This window comes from uncultured Cytophaga sp. (assembly GCF_937863595.1).
Taxonomy (GTDB): Bacteria; Bacteroidota; Bacteroidia; order Cytophagales; family Cytophagaceae; genus Cytophaga.
The window spans coordinates 23,915-41,632 of record NZ_CALMGQ010000145.1; the positions used below are offsets into that span (position 1 = coordinate 23,915).

Annotated in this window: 21 protein-coding genes; 4 read left to right on the forward strand and 17 right to left on the reverse strand. The window is 30.5% G+C overall.

Translation table 11 applies throughout. From position 1 onward, the window contains the following. Positions 1-92: 92 nt before the first annotated feature. From Q0543_RS12455 to Q0543_RS12530, 16 genes are all read right to left on the reverse strand, one after another. On the reverse strand, positions 93-488 hold the full coding sequence (locus Q0543_RS12455; RefSeq protein WP_299253485.1) for a hypothetical protein: 396 nt from the start codon (positions 486-488) through the stop codon (positions 93-95). Then, on the reverse strand, positions 475-831 hold the full coding sequence (locus Q0543_RS12460; RefSeq protein WP_299253488.1) for a hypothetical protein: 357 nt from the start codon (positions 829-831) through the stop codon (positions 475-477). The genes Q0543_RS12455 and Q0543_RS12460 overlap by 14 nt, the downstream gene beginning before the upstream one ends. A 23-nt stretch (positions 832-854) precedes the next feature. Beyond that, on the reverse strand, positions 855-1,151 hold the full coding sequence (locus Q0543_RS12465) for a YtxH domain-containing protein (protein WP_299253491.1): 297 nt from the start codon (positions 1,149-1,151) through the stop codon (positions 855-857). Between the two features lie 55 nt (positions 1,152-1,206). Further along, positions 1,207-1,359: a lmo0937 family membrane protein gene (locus tag Q0543_RS12470; protein ID WP_299253494.1), complete on the reverse strand. Its 153-nt coding sequence runs from the start codon at positions 1,357-1,359 to the stop codon at positions 1,207-1,209. A 48-nt stretch (positions 1,360-1,407) separates the two neighbouring features. Continuing rightward, positions 1,408-2,061, reverse strand: a complete 654-nt coding sequence (locus tag Q0543_RS12475) for a porin family protein (protein ID WP_299253497.1) — start codon at positions 2,059-2,061, stop codon at positions 1,408-1,410. Positions 2,062-2,089: 28 nt separating this feature from the next. Beyond that, entirely contained in the window at positions 2,090-2,698 is a 609-nt protein-coding gene (locus tag Q0543_RS12480; protein WP_299253500.1) for a DUF4142 domain-containing protein, read from the reverse strand. 430 nt (positions 2,699-3,128) lie between these two features. After that, positions 3,129-4,019, reverse strand: a complete 891-nt coding sequence (locus Q0543_RS12485; RefSeq protein ID WP_299253503.1) for a YihY/virulence factor BrkB family protein — start codon at positions 4,017-4,019, stop codon at positions 3,129-3,131. A 38-nt stretch (positions 4,020-4,057) separates the two neighbouring features. After that, complete coding sequence (locus Q0543_RS12490) at positions 4,058-4,669, reverse strand: DUF4142 domain-containing protein (protein ID WP_299253506.1); 612 nt, start codon at positions 4,667-4,669, stop codon at positions 4,058-4,060. Positions 4,670-4,757: 88 nt separating this feature from the next. Beyond that, on the reverse strand, positions 4,758-6,560 hold the full coding sequence (locus Q0543_RS12495) for a CHASE3 domain-containing protein (protein ID WP_299253509.1): 1,803 nt from the start codon (positions 6,558-6,560) through the stop codon (positions 4,758-4,760). 14 nt (positions 6,561-6,574) lie between these two features. Then, a complete protein-coding gene (locus Q0543_RS12500; protein ID WP_299253512.1) occupies positions 6,575-7,021 on the reverse strand; it encodes a response regulator in 447 nt (148 codons plus the stop codon). Positions 7,022-7,060: 39 nt separating this feature from the next. After that, the gene (locus Q0543_RS12505) at positions 7,061-7,621 is read right to left on the reverse strand and encodes an AraC family transcriptional regulator (RefSeq protein ID WP_299253515.1); all 561 of its coding nucleotides are present in this window, start codon (positions 7,619-7,621) and stop codon (positions 7,061-7,063) included. 99 nt (positions 7,622-7,720) lie between these two features. Next, entirely contained in the window at positions 7,721-7,924 is a 204-nt protein-coding gene (locus tag Q0543_RS12510) for a hypothetical protein (protein ID WP_299253517.1), read from the reverse strand. A gap of 35 nt (positions 7,925-7,959) precedes the next feature. Then, the gene (locus tag Q0543_RS12515; RefSeq protein ID WP_299253520.1) at positions 7,960-9,045 is read right to left on the reverse strand and encodes a hypothetical protein; all 1,086 of its coding nucleotides are present in this window, start codon (positions 9,043-9,045) and stop codon (positions 7,960-7,962) included. 287 nt (positions 9,046-9,332) lie between these two features. Then, positions 9,333-9,707: a GNAT family N-acetyltransferase gene (locus tag Q0543_RS12520; protein ID WP_299253523.1), complete on the reverse strand. Its 375-nt coding sequence runs from the start codon at positions 9,705-9,707 to the stop codon at positions 9,333-9,335. A gap of 214 nt (positions 9,708-9,921) precedes the next feature. Further along, complete coding sequence (locus tag Q0543_RS12525) at positions 9,922-10,920, reverse strand: HAMP domain-containing sensor histidine kinase (protein ID WP_299253526.1); 999 nt, start codon at positions 10,918-10,920, stop codon at positions 9,922-9,924. A gap of 510 nt (positions 10,921-11,430) precedes the next feature. After that, on the reverse strand, positions 11,431-12,372 hold the full coding sequence (locus Q0543_RS12530; RefSeq protein ID WP_299253528.1) for a DUF4380 domain-containing protein: 942 nt from the start codon (positions 12,370-12,372) through the stop codon (positions 11,431-11,433). 323 nt (positions 12,373-12,695) lie between these two features. On the opposite strand from Q0543_RS12530, the gene tpx reads away from it, so the two are divergent. Continuing rightward, positions 12,696-13,205 (forward strand): thiol peroxidase, encoded by a 510-nt coding sequence (gene tpx, locus Q0543_RS12535; RefSeq protein WP_299253531.1) that lies wholly within the window; start codon positions 12,696-12,698, stop codon positions 13,203-13,205. A 79-nt stretch (positions 13,206-13,284) separates the two neighbouring features. Next, entirely contained in the window at positions 13,285-14,799 is a 1,515-nt protein-coding gene (locus Q0543_RS12540) for an OmpA family protein (RefSeq protein WP_299253534.1), read from the forward strand. Between the two features lie 107 nt (positions 14,800-14,906). Here Q0543_RS12540 and Q0543_RS12545 read toward each other — a convergent pair whose 3' ends face one another. Beyond that, positions 14,907-15,509, reverse strand: a complete 603-nt coding sequence (locus tag Q0543_RS12545; protein ID WP_299253538.1) for a PAS domain-containing protein — start codon at positions 15,507-15,509, stop codon at positions 14,907-14,909. A 265-nt stretch (positions 15,510-15,774) separates the two neighbouring features. Here Q0543_RS12545 and Q0543_RS12550 point away from each other — a divergent pair, with 265 nt between their 5' ends. Both Q0543_RS12550 and Q0543_RS12555 read left to right on the forward strand, forming a co-directional pair. Beyond that, positions 15,775-16,452: a response regulator transcription factor gene (locus tag Q0543_RS12550; RefSeq protein ID WP_299253540.1), complete on the forward strand. Its 678-nt coding sequence runs from the start codon at positions 15,775-15,777 to the stop codon at positions 16,450-16,452. Beyond that, complete coding sequence (locus Q0543_RS12555) at positions 16,449-17,714, forward strand: HAMP domain-containing sensor histidine kinase (RefSeq protein WP_299253543.1); 1,266 nt, start codon at positions 16,449-16,451, stop codon at positions 17,712-17,714. The genes Q0543_RS12550 and Q0543_RS12555 overlap by 4 nt, the downstream gene beginning before the upstream one ends. The last annotated feature ends 4 nt before the right edge of the window (positions 17,715-17,718 follow it).

Here is a 17,718-nt window from a genome sequence, read left to right on the forward strand (position 1 = left end):
ATTCCCATATACATTATAGTAATGGAACTGAATAAAATAAATGATTTTTTCATATTACTGCTATTAATAAGCTTATGAATGATTTTTATTAATTAATGTATTATTTCAGTTTTAGCTTTTTTACTAACCAAATTGTTGAATATAGAACTTGCATAATCTTTAATCACATCCGAGTTACTTACTACAGCTTTTTGTACACCAAATTGCAAAATAAAACCTAATGCCTTTTTAAATAGATTATGCGAACCACCAACTAGTACTTTTTTTGAAAGATAACCTGTTGCAATACCCATCAGATTGTCCACTATAGAATTCTTACCCTCTGCGTCTGAAGTAAAGGAATTAAATAAACCTTTAATTAAATTTACAGGCTTGATTGATTCAACAAGATCATGAAAATGTTCATTAATCAAAGCACGCTCAATTTTTTTCCGTTTTTTCAAAATACTAATCGCTTCCTTTAAATTATCGTATTCATTCTTCATCATCGTCCTTTTTTAAAATTTCTTTAACCACAATATTCCTTGTTGGATTTTTTAAGAGTTGCGTTTTAAAAACAAAAAACACAATAAATAAAAAAACATAAAATCCGGATACGATTAAAAACCCTTTATACGGACTTAGAAGAATTTCACCAATCCAAAGTGACATTCCTACGCTCAACATCAATAAGAAAAACACAACCACCATTAATAAAACTAAATTGCTTACTAACCCTGATACAATATCAGCTGCTTTTTTTATTGTAGTCAGCTTATATAACGTTGCGTTTGTTGTAACGTAATCTTCAAAGTCTTCTATTATTTTCATTAATGGTGATGTGCTTTCCATAGTTGTATTTTTATCTTTTGATATTAAACTTCTGATAATGAATTTTTCAATTCATTTTTAGCTTCATTTTTAGCTTCGTTATATCTAGACTTTCCTTTTGCTATTGCACCATGGATATCCTCAGATTTTTCTTCGAATTTATCTTTTAATGAGCTTATCAAATCGTTGAATTGATCCTTAACATCTTCTAAATAATCATCCCCTTTACTTAAGATTTTCTTTCTTGTTTCTGAACCTTTATCCGGTGCTAATAATGTACCTACTAATGCTCCTACTGCAATTCCTGCTAATACGCCTAATAATGCTTTACCTGAATTCATAATTGTATAGTTTAAGTTGTTAGATTTTCATTTTTTTATTTAGTTGGGTTTAAATTTAAACCCTACCACCTTGTATTACTCTAACTAATACAGCGATTACAGCTAATACTAATAGAATGTGAATAATGCCTCCAGCTGTATAAGCGAAGAAACCGATTGCCCAAAAGATGATTAAAATAACGGCGATGATGTAAAGTAAATTTCCCATAGTTGTAATTGTTTAGTTTAGTTTTTTTAATTTTAATTTTTAAATTTTTTATAAGAAAGAAATAGCTAGATATAAACTTGCAACTCCATTATTGGCATTTGGAAATCTATATGTATTTCCTAAATATTGTTGCTCTTTGCCAATCTTTGTTAAGCCATAATTATACCTCGCTCCGATGCCAACATGGCCAATATCAAATCCAAGACCAACTGCAATACCTGCATCTAATTTATTATAATCTTCATTGTTAATATTTCTTCTAAAATCAATTAAATTGAAATTAGCGTCGTTTACTGCTTTGCCTCCAATTAAATAAGAAACATAAGGGCCAACATGAATATTAAAATTGTCCGTTACATTTACAACAGCTAAAATAGGTAACTCCAAATAATTTAAATTAAACTCTGTACTTCCTTTCGTAAGGAAAGAATTGTAATTAATTTTTGCACCTTTCGTAGAATAATATAATTCTGGCTGAATTGCAAAATGTCTGGATACTGGAATTTTCGCAAATAAACCAGCATTGAAACCCGTAAGCATTTCTGAATTTTCATCGCCATCTTTTGTATATAAGTTAGAGAAATTAACTCCTCCTTTTATACCAAATCTAGCATGTAAATCTTCTCCTGTAACTTGTGCATTCGTATGCAAAGCGCATAAGCTAATGCATAACATAGATAGTGAAGTGATAAATTTTTTCATAGCTGGTAGAAGTTTAATAATTTTAATATTACATTTTATCAAATTTGGCTTGAATTGCCATTGCATGATCCAAGTGCTCTCTCAAACCTGGCAACATTGAAGTAGCCCAAGCTCTAATATCTGCATCGCTAGAATCTGTTGATTGTTTTTCAAATAAGTCTATCGCGTCTTTATGGCCCTTAACCATCATGTCTGCATACGCTTTATTGAAATCTTTTTGATCCGTTTTGTCGTTTAATTTTTTATATGCATCCTTAATATCATCTGTATTTTCAGTTGGTATTGAGATGTTTTTCTTAGCAGCTAATGTTGTTAAATCTGCAGACGCTTTAGTATGAGCTGTGACCATCATTTTTCCTAAAGCTTTAATATCCGCATTAGTACTTTTTTCTTGTGCTAGTTTTCCTAATGAAATTTCTTCAAGGTTAATCTCATTTGCTTTAACTAAAAATTTAGCGTTTTTTTCATCTGCATTATCATCAAACTTTGCGTCGTTTTGTTCTTTCGCCAATTCTTCTGTTTTAACTTCACTATGGTTTTCTTCAGCAGCGTGATCTTTATGGTCTTCACAAGAAGAAAATCCAAATAGAGATGCGGATAAGAAAACAATAATTGCGGATGATTTAACTTTAGACATTTTCATACTTTTAAAAGATTTAAGTTGTTGTTTGTTTAGCTTGTTGTTCATTTATAACATTACAAATTTGCATTAGATTGCTAAAGATTATATTACATTAAAAAAATATTATGTTATATGATTTCCATTAACACGTCTTGATCGACAACAATTATAATTCAACTATTTAAAATAGTTAATCCTATTTGTTGCGTTTGAGCTTTGCCACAACTTATTACCAAGTGGGTGGTCTAAACAACACAACCACGACAGAAGCAATGCAGATAGCATAATATTATATCCTTTGTAACATTACAAAACAGCATTGATCTGTATTGTATTTATATGTTAACCATCTTACCATAATGCATTTCATTTATTAAATTGCCATCTGTCTAAATAAAAATGGCCTGTAAAATTTACAGGCCATTTTTATTTAAATACTTGAATTTCATTTTTCATCACGTACTATTTCTTTTTCTTTAGGAAAGAAACGTTTTGAATACGAGTAAGTAAACTCTGCGCCAAAAAATAAAATCATTGAAGAATAGGAAACCCATAATAATAATAATACAATAGACCCGCCTGCTCCATAAGCAGATTCTGGTGAGGCTTTACCAAAATAAAAACCTAATGCTGTTTTGCCGATCGTAAACAATACGCCTGTCACCAAAGAGCCCATCCACACCTGATTCCATTTAATTTTTGTGTCTGGTAAAATTTTAAACATAAGACCAAATAAAAATGAAATAACAATTAAGGAAAAGATGAAATTTATAATATTAAAAATATATAACATGAAATCTGATCTGTCCGTATGAAACCATTCTCCCACAGCAGATAATGCTGTTGACAATACAAGCGAAATCAATAATAAAAAAGCAATTGCTAATATTAGACCGAATGAAAATAATCTGTTCTTTAATAATAAAACAATTTTGTTTTTCTTTTCTTTTATTTCCTCTGGCTTTACTTCCCAGATTTCATTTAACGTTTTTTGTAAGGCAATGAATACTCCTGTAGCGCCTATAATTAAAGTTGCAATACCTATAATAGAACCTAAAATTGTTTCCTTTCCCTGTCCCGCATTTGTTAACAATGATTCCATCTGCTTTGCAACGTTTGAGCCAAATGTAGAGGATATTTGATTAATGATGTTATGTGTTACAGCATCTCTGGTAAAGAAATAACCCGTCACAGTTACTATAAGTACCAACAAGCCGGGCAAACTAAAGATGGAATAATATGCAATTACTGCACTTTGTCTAAATGGATCTTTCTTATTCCATTCTGTAAATGTTTCTTTTAATAGAGATGGAAATTCTTTCAAATGTAAATTCATAATTCTTTTTATTATAGTCTAGTTGGTAGCTTTTACAGTTACTTCATTTTTTTTTGAAATTTATTTTGGCAAAGCAATGCATATTCCCGTTGATTGTATAATGCTGGAATACTTATTGAAGTAATATCAATTATTAGATGATCTTTTGTTTTTCCTCTTATATTTTCAAAAATTTCAATTGCCTTAGTATTGGTTATGGCTATTTCATCACACAAGGTTTCATCAAATGTGTCGTCTATTATTGAAAAAAGATTGGATAAACGCTCTTCATCCATTCGGTTTAGTGAAGTAGGCATAGAATATTTTTTTGCTCCTAAAATACCTATCAACTCAAGATATTTTTTTGTATAAAACACTTCGTTTATTTTTCCTAACTCTCTCACATCAACTGTAATTGCTCTTGTTTGGGCAGCTTGAGCATACTTAATCTGCAACAAAAATAGTTCTGTTGCGCGTACTAAAAATGCTGCATTTAGTTTGTCCTCCGCTAAAACAGTTTTTTTATCGTTCAGTGTATGTACGTTCTTTTGAGAAAATATTGTTGGACTTTTAGAGATTGAAACACGAAAAATTGATGAAGCTGTAAATAAAAAACAAACGCAACATATTAGTTGCAAAATTATTCTTTTTGACCTTTTACTAAGATTCATAATTGCATGATTTAGGTATCATGCAATTTGCCTAATAAATAAAAAATTGTGTTGTACGTATTTATTTATTTGTTATACCATTACAATCTTAACGCTTATTTAGATTGATTGGTAAAAAAATATGAAATGTTGAGCCTTCTCCAAAAGTGCTTTCTGCAGTTATAAATCCTTTATGATTTTCTATTATTTTTTTGCAAATAGCCAATCCAATTCCTGTGCCAGGATAATCTGAGTTATTATGTAAACGATAAAACAAGGTAAAGATGGCATCTTTATATTCGTCTTTAAACCCTAATCCATTGTCACTAATTGATAGTTTATAATATTGTGCATTTTTTTCTTTTATCAATTCATTGTAGTCCGATGAATTAATTTTTTTGCAGGCAAAAGAAATAATAGGCGAGATGTCTTTTCTTGAGTATTTTATTGAATTTGAAATAAGATTTATAAATAACTGTTGTATTTGAAATGGAATCACAACCAAGGTAGGGAGAATTGTTCTGTGGATTTGAGCTTTCGCATCTTCTATTTGCTCCGTCAATTCTAGCACAGCCATATCTAATAATATATTTAAATCTGTACGCTCATATACCTTTTCTACTTTATTCGTTCGCGAAAATAGCAATAAATCATCTATTAGTATACGCATACGTTTTGCAGAAACCTGAATGCGCTCTAAGTAATCTTTTCCATGACTGGATAAATTCGTTGCCTCCTTTTCAAATATTCGAGAAATAAATGTTTGTATTTTTCTCAATGGTTCCTGTAAATCGTGGCTTGCGACATGATTAAATGAGGCCAACTCTTTATTACTTTTTTCTAATTCGCTATTTCTATCTTCTAATGATTTACTCACTAAGTATTCTTCTGTAACATCCATATTGATGCCAATTAATATTCTATTCCCAGAAGATGCAGTCAAAAACTTACCCGTTGATTTAAAATAGCGCAGATTGCCATCCTGGCGAATTACTCTAAAGAAGGCTACTGTAGATTGATTATGTTCTATAACTCTATTCTGTCCACTTATAATAATATGTCTATCATCCGGATGAACAAAATCTAAAAATTGATTCGTTTTTGCGTTATATTCTTGGGTTGGTATTCCTAATAATTTATGATGATTTTCTGAATATACTAAGTTATTATTTTCAAGATCCCACTGCCAGCTGCTAAATGCGCCTATGTCTTCAGCGTGATTCATGGTTTCTGTAGATATTTTTAAAATTAAATTGGCTTGTTTAAGTGCCTCAAGATCTTTATTAATTTTATAATAGGAAATAATAAATACAATTAATGAAAACATTAACATCACTAAGGAATACAATGGTGTAAAATACGTTTCTTTTTCATAATGTTGTTGCTGTTCTTGCAAATAAACGCCTTCCAAATCAATCATTTTATTTATGTGATTTCGAATGATCTTCATTATTTCTTTTCCTTCTAAAAGGCTTTTGTTAAATCTTTTCGCATTAACCTGGATGGAATCATCTAAATTGATAGCATTTTCTAATAAAATATTATAGCGCAAACGAATTAATTTTACCAGAGAATCTAAATTATTTTGTTGCTTTAAATTATCATGTGTAAGTGATTGCAACAGATTAATTGACTCGCTAACTTTTAACCTGGAATCGTTAAAGTCTTTTAAAAAAATAGAATCTCTCGAAATGAAATAAGATGTCTGATTAATTTCTACATTTTTCAAGGATGAATTTAATTGCTCTAATTCAACCCTTACCTTCTGCGTATGTATTAATAATTGAGTAGATTCTGTGATACTAACAGAATTTTTATATGTAATTGTTGATATAAAAATTAAAACAAAAAGAGAACCAACAAATATGGATTTTATGAGATTAGATTTATTAAGTAATGACTTAAAATTCATTTCACTCCTCTACGTTATATACTCAATAAAAAATTATCTCTATTTAGTCCATTTGTATGATATTGCCAATTAAGAGTTATCACTTCTGAAAGTGTACTTTTTAACATTACAAAATCATGCGGTTTTTTAATATATATGTTAGCCCCTTGTACAAAGGTTTCTTCAATATCTTCATCGGATGAAGAAGTTGAATAAATTGCAATTGCTATGTCTTTAAATGTGTCATTCGCTTTAATTTCACGCAAACAATCTAGTCCTGTTTTTCCAGGCATGTTTAAATCCAAAAAAAGAATGTGTGGCAAAACGATATTGGGCTTATTTAAATAATCCATCAATTCAATACCATTATTTAAAGTAGTTACTGAAGTTTTAATTTTAATTTCTTCAAATGCTTCCCGGAAAAATAATCTATCGTCTTCATCGTCATCCGCTAACATTACTCTTATAATTTCACTTTGCATCTTACCTAAATATTTTAGTTTGTTCTTTAATTATGAAAATTAGATGTTACGAATGTTATTTTTACGCTTATCAATAATACGCTGAAATGCACTAGGTGTTAATCCGGTTGCACCTTTAAATTGATTACTGAAATGTGCTACGCTACTGTAATTTAACTTCCAGGCAATTTCTGTAATGGTTAATTCATTCGTCAATATCAATTGTTTTGCACGTTCAATTTTTTGCAAAATAATATAATTAGCTATAGATGTATATGTAACATCTGAAAAAAGATTAGAAATGTATCCATAACTTTGACCTATTTTATCGGCTAAATATGCAGAAGTTTTAGAAGTAGATAGTTTCTCATCTGAATAAACCATTTCGACTATTGCATCTTTAATTTTTTGAACCAAAACACTTTTATGACTTTCTACAACTGAAATACCATAGTCGTTCAAACTTTGATTTAACTTTTTTATAGTTTCTTTTGAAGGTGAGTTGTTTAATTCAACTTCGCCAAATCCTAGCACAGTATAATTCAAATGTAAAGAATCTAATTGCTCTTGAAGCACTTTCTTGCAAATAGAATTTATGTCAAATTTTAAATACAGCTTCATTCTCTTTTTTTAATAAATATAATTATTTTAAATAAATATACCTACTTCAATATGCGTTATTGAAGTAGGTATATTCCTATTTTTTAATTAAATAGTTTATTATTTTTTCTTAGCCAACATAATTGCTCCGCCGATAACTAATACCACGCCTACAATAGGAGACCATTGAACAGGATGCTCTTTTTCTTTATTGATTTCAATTGGACCAAGATCGACAACCTTTTCTTTTGTAACAAAAGTAAATCCTGTATAAGCAATCATTAAAGCCCCAATCACTATAATTACCCAAGCAATATTTTTCATAGCTGTTAATTTTAAATGTGTTTATTTTTATACTATTATTTACACTGCATAGATTTATTTAAATTCAACCAATCAGCAGAGCGTTGCATTTTTATTAAATACTGCTCTTCTTTAAATATCTTATAAAAGGTGTTTAAAGAAAAAATAATTGTATTCACTTCAGATGATTTTTTTCCTGAGAACATTTTTTCTTCTTTTAAGAATGAACTGTATTCTTGTTCGTTCTTAAAAATATTCATCAACAAAAAGTCAAACGTAGTTTTTGCAATTGTTTTATATATTGGCTCTCCAGTTGCCATCCAAGCGCAAAGCAATGCTTCTGAAATAACACTGGCGTTTATACTTACATTACGTTGAAACCATTTCCAATTCTCCGTTTCAACCAATTTATATTGATCTACTAATAGCCCTGCGTATTTTTTAATCAACCATACACTTTCAATACTTTCATTTACTTTATTATTAAAGTATAATCCTTTAATTAAAAGGGATATCGCATATACGGAGTGAATTTTACTTGCTCCTTGCAAAGCATTTTGAAACATCGCTTCAGCTTTTTCAATAATTTCTTTGGGCATAACCTTCTTTTTTGAAATTAAATACCCTAAAGCCCAAATAGCGCAGCCTGTTGTATCAGCCAAATTTACCTCGCTATTAGCATCGGTGAATTTTTTATCTGCATCTACAAACTTGTAAAAGTAGCCTGATGGTTGCAGACAATGCTCAATAAAGCCTAAATAAATATCTATTAGTTCTAAATCCGTATCAGTTTTGTTCAACTCAAAATGATCGCACATGATAACCAATGCCATCGCATTATCATCTAATGCATAAATATTTAAATTTGAATCTACATTGTTTTGCTTGATTCCGAAATCTGTTGTTAATGTTTTAATTTGATTAAAACTTGTTTCTGAAAATGTATGAGAAATTTTTTCTCTAATGTCTGAAATTTCAAAATTACGTACCGTTGTATTATATAATAAACCATTTCTATTAAAAGAAGCATTCGCTTTGTTTAAAAAATATGGATTGATTGCAGTAGAAGAATCTTTTTTTAATAGCGTTTTAACAATTTCTTTGTCGTTTGTAAAACCGCTTTTATTTCTCAACTTTCTCATAATTCAGACCTTTAAATTAAACTTTCCAGAATCAATAATTGATTTCCTAAAAGCATGCTGTAAAAGTGCTATGTTTTCCACATTAAAATATTACAGAATTATATTCTATTGTTACATAAATTACATATTATGCTTCCATAATATGGTAGAATATTTATAAATAACTAAAAATAAGATGGTTGTGTTTTTATATGTAAAGCAAAAATTTCATTATTTTATACCATTCCACTCATAATAATTATGATCAGAATCCTTTTGAAAGCCCATTTTAGTATACAATTCATTTCCTACGTGTTGGTCTTAGCCGTTTCTAAAATTAAACCACAAGCATCTGTTTCCATGCATAATTTTTGAGCTGCAGATAATAAAGCTTTAGATAACCCCATTCCTCTAAATGATTTACTTACAAATAAATCATTTAGCAACCACAAACGTTTCATGCGAGTGGAAGAAAAAATAGGATATAATTGTACGAAACCTGTTAATTCGGAATTTTCACCAACTGCAACAAAAATAATGGATTCATTATTTTTCATTCTTTCTGATAAAAACACTTTCGCAGCCTCTTTATCAGAATTCATTTTGTAAAATTCTCTATATGCCTCAAATAACTCTGTTAATTGGTTCAAATCTGCTGATTGGTAATTTCTAATGATATGCATATATCTGTGTGTTCCTATTTTTAAAAGTACAATAGGATGGTTTTAATTTAGATTCAATTTTAAGCGTTACAAGGTTCTGTTCGTAATCTTAATTTTTAAGGATTAAGTGCAAGATTCACAAGTATTGTGAGATTGTGATGCTTTTACAAACTGGCTATCTTCCAAATTTCAGTTTCTGAAAAGTATGTATTGCTAATTAAAAAATTAACTATTTTTAATGGGGAAAGGTAATGATAAAGATCGTTCCTCTTTTTTGTTTATTATTTACTTCTATACACCCTTTATTTGCATCAATTAATTCTTTGCACAACAACAAACCAATGCCTGCTCCTTTTTCATTTAACGTGCCGTATCTACTTTTGGATAAATCATTCACAAATAATTTTGCCTTTAAATCATCCGTAATCCCGATTCCTTCATCTTCAATATACAGCTTCAGGCTGTGCTCGTCTGAAGTTGCATATAATTTAATTGTACTGCTTGGAGGAGAAAATTTAATGGCATTGTTAAAAATATTTCTAAATATAATTTGAAACATTACTTTGTCAAAGTATATTATTGCTTTCGCATCAATTTCTAAATTAATTTTTAATTGTTTCTTTTCTAAAGACTCATGAATTTTTTGAATTTCGGATTTGATTTCTTCAAAAATTAAAATAGACTCTGGCATGGGATGCAATCCGTTCATTTGTGAATAGGACCATGTCAACAGATTCTCCAACATTTGATATACATGCAAGGAAGACTCTTTTAAACGTAAACCCAACTGAACCATTTCTTCATGAGATAAGGCTGAATGAATCATGACCTCAGAAACACTCAATAAATTATTGACAGGCTGTCTAACATCATGAGAAATAATGGATATCAACTTAGATTTTAATATGTTTAATTCTTCTTGTTCTTTAGTCGTTTTATTCAGTTGAATAGTGGATTCATACAATTCATTTCGTTCTATTAATAAACTTTTATTCCGTTGAAATAAATACTTAACAATAACATCTGAAGAGATTACAAATATATACGACAAGAATACAGTACCCATCAAAGAGATAATATTGTATGTGGTATTAATGAATACAATTGAATCTGGCTTTAATCGAATGAGTGCATCAAAATTATAGTGATGCATCATAAATGTTATAATGCTTGAAATGGTAACTAAAACTATTGAAGAAATGAGTGCATTTTTATATTCTTTATCGAATAGCAAAAATATAATTATAATTAAGGGTAAATAAAATGTCGCCATGTTTATCTTATTACCTAATAATATTGAGAGCGTAAGCACATTCGCAGTCATCGTTGAGAATATAATTGCTCGTGCAATAGTGTACTTTCTCCTTGAGTTAAAATTAAAGCATAATAAATATATAGGTGAAAATAAAATACACACCCATGCAAGTACATGCAAATCATAAATAATATACGGAATGATCATAAATATAGACGCCGCGATGCATAATACTGCAAGTGCGTTAACAAAGTAAATTCTCTTTGCTTCTACCGATTTAACATTTTCAGTGATTCCTATTTTTAATAACTCAAACAATTTTATTCTTTTTTATATTTTGAAAATATATTGAAATAAAATACTTGTACCTCCTAAAGATAAAAAAGCGTAATGGTTATTTTTCAATTCCATTACGCCTTTCTAAGTATTTTTAGTATTAATAAATCACTTATTAAATTTTAAAATGACACTTAATTTTTTAAGAAGTTTTTACTTCTTCATAGATCGAGCAATTTTCAGTAACTCGGTATCTCCTATTTTTACGGCAACGGTAGAAGGAAGTTTTACTAATTTATAAGTTACGATGTATTTTAATTCTTCTTTCGCTTTCAATTCAACGTATTTTCCTTGTTGTTCAATTTCAATATAACTGTGATCTGGGTTTGCATACATTTCAATTTCCCCTTCTTCTGGTGCATACTTCCCTGTAGGAACATCTTCAAAAGATTTTACCATTAACAACCCATTAGAGACTTGTGCCATCCAGCCTTCTTTGCCATCCGATAATAATTTCGGAACACCTTCAGGTATTGTTTCCATATTGTATTCAAACCAAGTAACATCTGCGCTATCCTTTGTTAGCGGAGCTAACAAACCTCTTTTTGATTCTTCCCCGCTTGGGTAAAATGTTAATCCCCCTGGCGCTACTCTTGAAATTTCCCAAGCTGCTACTTTTTGAGATACTTCAGACTCATTGATTATCAAATAGGTAATTTGTAAACTCGTATCCTTTACATCTATTTTGTAGGTTTTATTAAATACAAAACCTTGTTTGGGATCCTTCTGGCTTCTAATAATTATTTCTGTTGGGTCTGAAATTACTGCATACGGAAGATTATCTAATTGTTGTGAAGGTGGCCACCCCCAAGCACTTTGCGGACTTGGCCATAATGATGTACCCCAATTATTTGAATTCACATCTTTGCCACTTAAAATATTTTCACCATTTAAAGAAAGCGCTTCCAACCTGCCACCATTCTTTACATCTACTCGTGCTTGTAAGCCACCATACGTTAATATGTATAGACTGTCCCCTACAGTTGAAATGGTAGAATAGGGCTCTTCTTTTGTTTCGATTTTTTTCGGTTCCTCACAAGAATTCAATAACATTACTCCTAAAAGTGCCGCTGAGGTTAAAAGATTTCTTTTCATTTTTATATTCTTAAATTATTGATTGATAAGCAATTTAATTTGAAATTTACAGTATTTTTTAGAAAGCTAACACCTTACGCAAGACTATTTTTTTATTTAAACAATCGATTTATCGTTCATAAAATAAATGATGCACATACATCTATTCTAAATATTTCTTTTAGGTATTTAATTTATACCTAAAAGTAGTGGTATCAATTAACCAAGGCAGAAGCAAATGCTATTTGAATTCAAAAAAAATGACTACATTATAATCAGGAGTTTTCATTCCCAAATAATACCATCCAACATCATTAAATTGAATATTAAATAAAATCAACGTTATGACAAAAGTTACATTAAAAGGCAATCCGGTTACCATTAAAGGCGATTTGCCAAACATTGGCACTACAGCATCGGATTTCACATTTGTTAAATCTGATTTATCAGAAGGCACTTTATACGGACAAGGGGATGTGATTAAAGTTATTATTGCAGTCCCAAGCTTGGATACAAGCACATGTGCCCTTGAAACGAGACAATTCAACCAAAAATTAGCAGACCAAAAAGGCGTACAAGGAATTGTAATTTCAAAGGACTTGCCCTTTGCTATGAAACGTTTTTGCGAAACAGAAGGAATTTCAAATGTTGTGAGTGGTTCTGATTTCAGATCATCCGAATTTATTCAAAAGTATAATACCGAAATATTAGACGGACCATTAAAAGGTCTTTCTGCACGCGCTATTGTTTTAGTTGATAAAAATAATGTAGTCCGTTATACAGAGTTGGTGTCTGAAATTTCTGCAGAACCAAATTACGATCACGTATTAAAAGCAATTGAAGGCTTAAAATAAGGTTGTTCGTTACGTATTTGTTTTAAGAGTCGCTAATGCGACTCTTTTTTTTTATTTTTAACTCAAACGATTTCATTTTATGATACATAAACATCTTTTCATTCTTGGATTATTTCTCTTATCCATCATGGCGAGCAAAGCAGAAAGTATAAATGCTCTTTCTTTAAAAAATGGTTGTGTAGCCGTACAAAAACCCTCCACTTTTTTTACAGCAACCATACACAGCCCTAAAATTAATGAATGGTCAGTAAATGCGATGCAAGATGAAAAGAATCATACAGGCTGGTGCTCTGGAGCAGCATCAAGGGTTCCTTATGTCTTTGTATTTGAATTGTCAGAAGATTTTATTATAAATACTATTTCATTCAATACCTTTTGTCAAAAAGAATATCCAGGCATTAGCGCTAAAGATATCAAAATTGAATATTCAATAACTACAGCAAAAACGGGTTTTTTATCTGCTGGTAATTTTGCCTTACAAGAAAATGCAGAAAATATATTTACAATTACTGGAGTCAAGGTACGTTGGATTAAACTCACTATTTTATCAAACTTCGGAAACCCTCAATGGACAGAGCTAATGGAGTTTAAAGCTTTGGGAGAATACGCAGTTGCTAAACCTAAAACAGTTTCCATAACCGGTATTTGGGACAGCGATTTTGATTGGGTAAGTATTAAAACCAATCCCAATAATGAACTTTATGGTTGCTATAAGTGGTCTCATGGCGAGTTGTATATTAAAAAAGTAGAGCGTTCGACCTTTACATTTACTTGGAAACAGAACGATGATGGACAACAAGGATGGGGTGTGGTAGTCCTAAACAAAGAAGGGACAAAATTAAATGGTATTTGGGGTCTAAATAATGATACCACAATTTTTGGCTGCTGGGCATTATCTAAAAAACAAAGTACACCGTACGATTGTCCCAACGACTTAATAGCATCAAAACCCCCAATTAAAAAAATAGAGGAGCCTAAAATTCCATCATTAAACGTAATGATTGAATTAGTGGATCGAACTTCAAAAAAGACTGTACCCGGAAAGATAGAGCTTTACACCAAATCCAATTTTTATCCTATCATTTCTGAAGACGGAATGTATTCAGCAGATATTAAATCGGATTCTGTCATTATTATTAAAACTGCCTTAACAAACTATTACCCAACAATTGATACGTTTAAATTAGTAGCGCAAGAGTTAAAAGCCAACTATGTAAGCCACTCCATAGAGTTGTCAAAACTTGAAGCGGGAAATAATATTTTATTAAACAACATTCTTTTTAATAGAACCAGTTATGTATTACTCCCTAGTTCTACTGTTCCTCTAAAACAGTTAATATCCGTACTCAATCAATATCCTACGATGCTTATTGAGTTGTCTGGACATACGGATAATCAAGGAAACGCAAAACAAAATTTAAAATTATCTCAACAGCGTGTTGAAACAGTAAAAGCGTATTTGGTTGAAAATGGTGTCAACGGCGATCGAATTAAAACGGTTGGCTATGGTTCACAATATCCCATATCAAGTAACGATGGCGAACTGACACGAAAACTTAATAGACGTGTTGAGCTGAGAATTATAACAATGTAAATTAAGCTGAAGACGGAAACGAAAAGCAAATAGTTCTTTGAGGATGATTGGTCGATTCACTTAGTCCGAGAAACAACCAACCCAAGATGGTAATGAATAAAATTCTTTTACGTATTTGCCCTATCCTGTAGTTCATGTAAAAATTGTGTAAGCTCCTTTGTAAATTGATTTAAGGAATTCAAGGAAGATTTCATATATATTGAAATTTGCAATAAATCTTCCTGTGTACATTCCTTTCTATCTATTAAAGAAGTCATCCCAAGCATTTGTGTCACTGGTTGCCGAACTTGATGTGAAGTCATAAACAACATTTCCTCCAAGCCCTGTATATACTCTAATTTTTTTTCTTGCGCTTTCTTACGTTCCGTTATATCTATAGAAAGTATAAAAAGGCCTTCGGGAACAGGTTGAATGCGTAGCTCGAACCAACCTTTTGAATTGTCTTGATAGGTAAATTCATTTTCGAAAAATTCGGCACATCGCTCCTTCATGCATATTTTAAGTAAATCAAATAGCGGAGTCTTTTCTATACCCGGATACTTTTCCATCATGGTATAGCCAAGAAGTTCTTCTTTTTTAAACTTACTGTGTTTAACTACAGAATCATTTACATACAAATAGCGCCAATCAAAACCAATCAATTGAAAACCTTCTATAAGATTGTCTAACGTGCTTGCTTTGCCTTTTTGATTATGTAATTCTCCGGTCATAATAAAAATTGATTAAGATGTAAACAAACTCCATTGCTGAGATAAAATCTGATTTGAAAATTATTTATTTATAAAAATTCAATAAGTTATACGAATGTAACTATAAATGATCTAGCTTTTAGAAGAATATTTTAATTAAATTTAAAAAAACTATTCCTAAAATTAACAATTGTTAAATTGCTTTCTTATAAAAATTTAATAGAAAGGAAATTAACAATACACCACAATTCCCATTTCTTTACAGAATTCATTTCTACTTTGAATTATGAAAATACTCGTCATAGAAGATGAACTGTCGATGCAAGAAATAATTAAAGAGACCCTCGAAAAAGAATCTTATATTATTGAATCCGCAACAACCTTTGATTCGGCCATTGATAAAATTGTCTCCTACGACTACGATTGCATTTTACTAGATATTATGTTACCCGGCGGCAGCGGACTTGATATTTTGAGTGAATTAAAAAAATTAGATAAGGCGAGCAATGTCATTATTATCTCAGCTAAAAATTCCATTGAAGATAAAGTAATGGGTTTGAATTTGGGTGCAGACGATTATCTAATCAAACCTTTTCACATTGCTGAATTGACTGCGCGTGTTAAATCCATCTTACGAAGAAAATCTCTGAATGGCAAAAATGAGGTTGAAATTAAAAATGTAAAAATAAATTTTGATGATCGCACGGTTGCAATCAATAACGAAGAAGTAATATTTAATAGAAAAGAATACGACATACTCGCCTATTTTATTTCAAACAAAGACCGACTCGTAAATAAGGCTGCTTTGGCAGAACATGTTTGGGGCGATTATATGGATCAAGCAAACGACTTTGAATTTATATACTCACAAATAAAAAATCTCCGTAAAAAATTAAAAGATCATAATGCTGATATTGAAATACAGGCGGTATATGGTATTGGTTACAAATTACATGTCTTATGAGATTGCACAATTATACATTACTATATATCTCTATTGCGCTATTTTTTATCATAGGTGTTTGGGCAAGTATTTTTTACATCCAAATGTTAGACGAAATATACGACAGCATAGATGATACACTTGGGAATAATAAAGCACTGATTATAAAAAAATCGAAAACGGATACGACTATTCTTTATAAATCTGATTTTGAAGAAAGTAATTATTCCATAAAAAAAATTGATGCAGCGTCTGCAAAAAAAATGAAAGACGTGTATGTAGATACGCTGATGTATATGGCTAATGAAGACGATATGGAAATTGTTCGTTTATTAAAAACAGTTTTTACAATCAATCATGTCGATTATTATGAATTGAATGTCATCTCTTCTATGGTAGAAGAAGATGATTTGATGGAAGATTTATTCTATTCGCTTTTCTGGTTATATGGTATTTTATTGGTCAGCATATTTACTGTAAACACGCTTGTGTTGCGTAAAGTATGGAAACCTTTTTATAGCCTCATACAACAATTAGAACATTTTAATATTACGAAAAGTGCCTTTGTAGCTCCGCAAACTAAGGTCCACGAATTTAAATTGTTAAATAAATCCATTGAATCATTGCTCAAAAAAAACAGTGAATTGTATATCAGTCAAAAACAATTTATAGAGAATGCTTCGCACGAGTTGCAAACGCCTTTAGCAATAAGTATAAATAAGTTAGAACTGCTTTCAGAAAAAAATGATCTTACCGAAGCAGATATGATTTTATTGACTGCTGCAATAGAAAATTTGCAACGCCTAACCCGTTTAAATAAATCTTTGCTCTTATTATCTAAAATTGAAAACAAGCAATATGCGGATGAAACTACTGTTGCTGTGTCAAGCATTTGCAAACGTTTAAGTGAAGATTTTGAAGACTTGGCTGAATTTAAAAACATACAGATATCCTTTGAAAAACAAGCAGATTTAAACATCCAGATAAATGCCGACCTAGCAGAAATATTATGCAGCAACATTATTAAAAATGCAATTGTACATACTGATAATGGAGGCTTTGTAACCATTAGCGTAAAACAACATTCCATCCTTATTGAAAACAGCGGCGACAAAGCATTAGACTCAGAAAAAGTGTTTCAACGTTTTTATAAAAATGCAACTAAAAAAAATAATACGGGTTTGGGCTTGGCAATTGTAAAGTCCATCGCGGATAAATATGGATTTGAATTACGTTATTCTTTTATGGACAAACATCGAATTGAAATAATTTTCTCAAAATAATATA

Bases quoted from the DNA above. Each gene is read 5' to 3' on its own strand.
- Q0543_RS12455 (WP_299253485.1), bottom strand. From the start codon at position 488: ATGATGAAGAATGAATACGATAATTTAAAGGAAGCGATTAGTATTTTG.
- Q0543_RS12460 (WP_299253488.1), bottom strand. From the start codon at position 831: ATGGAAAGCACATCACCATTAATGAAAATAATAGAAGACTTTGAAGAT.
- Q0543_RS12465 (WP_299253491.1), bottom strand. From the start codon at position 1,151: ATGAATTCAGGTAAAGCATTATTAGGCGTATTAGCAGGAATTGCAGTA.
- Q0543_RS12470 (WP_299253494.1), bottom strand. From the start codon at position 1,359: ATGGGAAATTTACTTTACATCATCGCCGTTATTTTAATCATCTTTTGG.
- Q0543_RS12475 (WP_299253497.1), bottom strand. From the start codon at position 2,061: ATGAAAAAATTTATCACTTCACTATCTATGTTATGCATTAGCTTATGC.
- Q0543_RS12480 (WP_299253500.1), bottom strand. From the start codon at position 2,698: ATGTCTAAAGTTAAATCATCCGCAATTATTGTTTTCTTATCCGCATCT.
- Q0543_RS12485 (WP_299253503.1), bottom strand. From the start codon at position 4,019: ATGAATTTACATTTGAAAGAATTTCCATCTCTATTAAAAGAAACATTT.
- Q0543_RS12490 (WP_299253506.1), bottom strand. From the start codon at position 4,669: ATGAATCTTAGTAAAAGGTCAAAAAGAATAATTTTGCAACTAATATGT.
- Q0543_RS12495 (WP_299253509.1), bottom strand. From the start codon at position 6,560: ATGAATTTTAAGTCATTACTTAATAAATCTAATCTCATAAAATCCATA.
- Q0543_RS12500 (WP_299253512.1), bottom strand. From the start codon at position 7,021: ATGCAAAGTGAAATTATAAGAGTAATGTTAGCGGATGACGATGAAGAC.
- Q0543_RS12505 (WP_299253515.1), bottom strand. From the start codon at position 7,621: ATGAAGCTGTATTTAAAATTTGACATAAATTCTATTTGCAAGAAAGTG.
- Q0543_RS12510 (WP_299253517.1), bottom strand. From the start codon at position 7,924: ATGAAAAATATTGCTTGGGTAATTATAGTGATTGGGGCTTTAATGATT.
- Q0543_RS12515 (WP_299253520.1), bottom strand. From the start codon at position 9,045: ATGAGAAAGTTGAGAAATAAAAGCGGTTTTACAAACGACAAAGAAATT.
- Q0543_RS12520 (WP_299253523.1), bottom strand. From the start codon at position 9,707: ATGCATATCATTAGAAATTACCAATCAGCAGATTTGAACCAATTAACA.
- Q0543_RS12530 (WP_299253528.1), bottom strand. From the start codon at position 12,372: ATGAAAAGAAATCTTTTAACCTCAGCGGCACTTTTAGGAGTAATGTTA.
- tpx (WP_299253531.1), top strand. From the start codon at position 12,696: ATGACAAAAGTTACATTAAAAGGCAATCCGGTTACCATTAAAGGCGAT.
- Q0543_RS12540 (WP_299253534.1), top strand. From the start codon at position 13,285: ATGATACATAAACATCTTTTCATTCTTGGATTATTTCTCTTATCCATC.
- Q0543_RS12545 (WP_299253538.1), bottom strand. From the start codon at position 15,509: ATGACCGGAGAATTACATAATCAAAAAGGCAAAGCAAGCACGTTAGAC.
- Q0543_RS12550 (WP_299253540.1), top strand. From the start codon at position 15,775: ATGAAAATACTCGTCATAGAAGATGAACTGTCGATGCAAGAAATAATT.
- Q0543_RS12555 (WP_299253543.1), top strand. From the start codon at position 16,449: ATGAGATTGCACAATTATACATTACTATATATCTCTATTGCGCTATTT.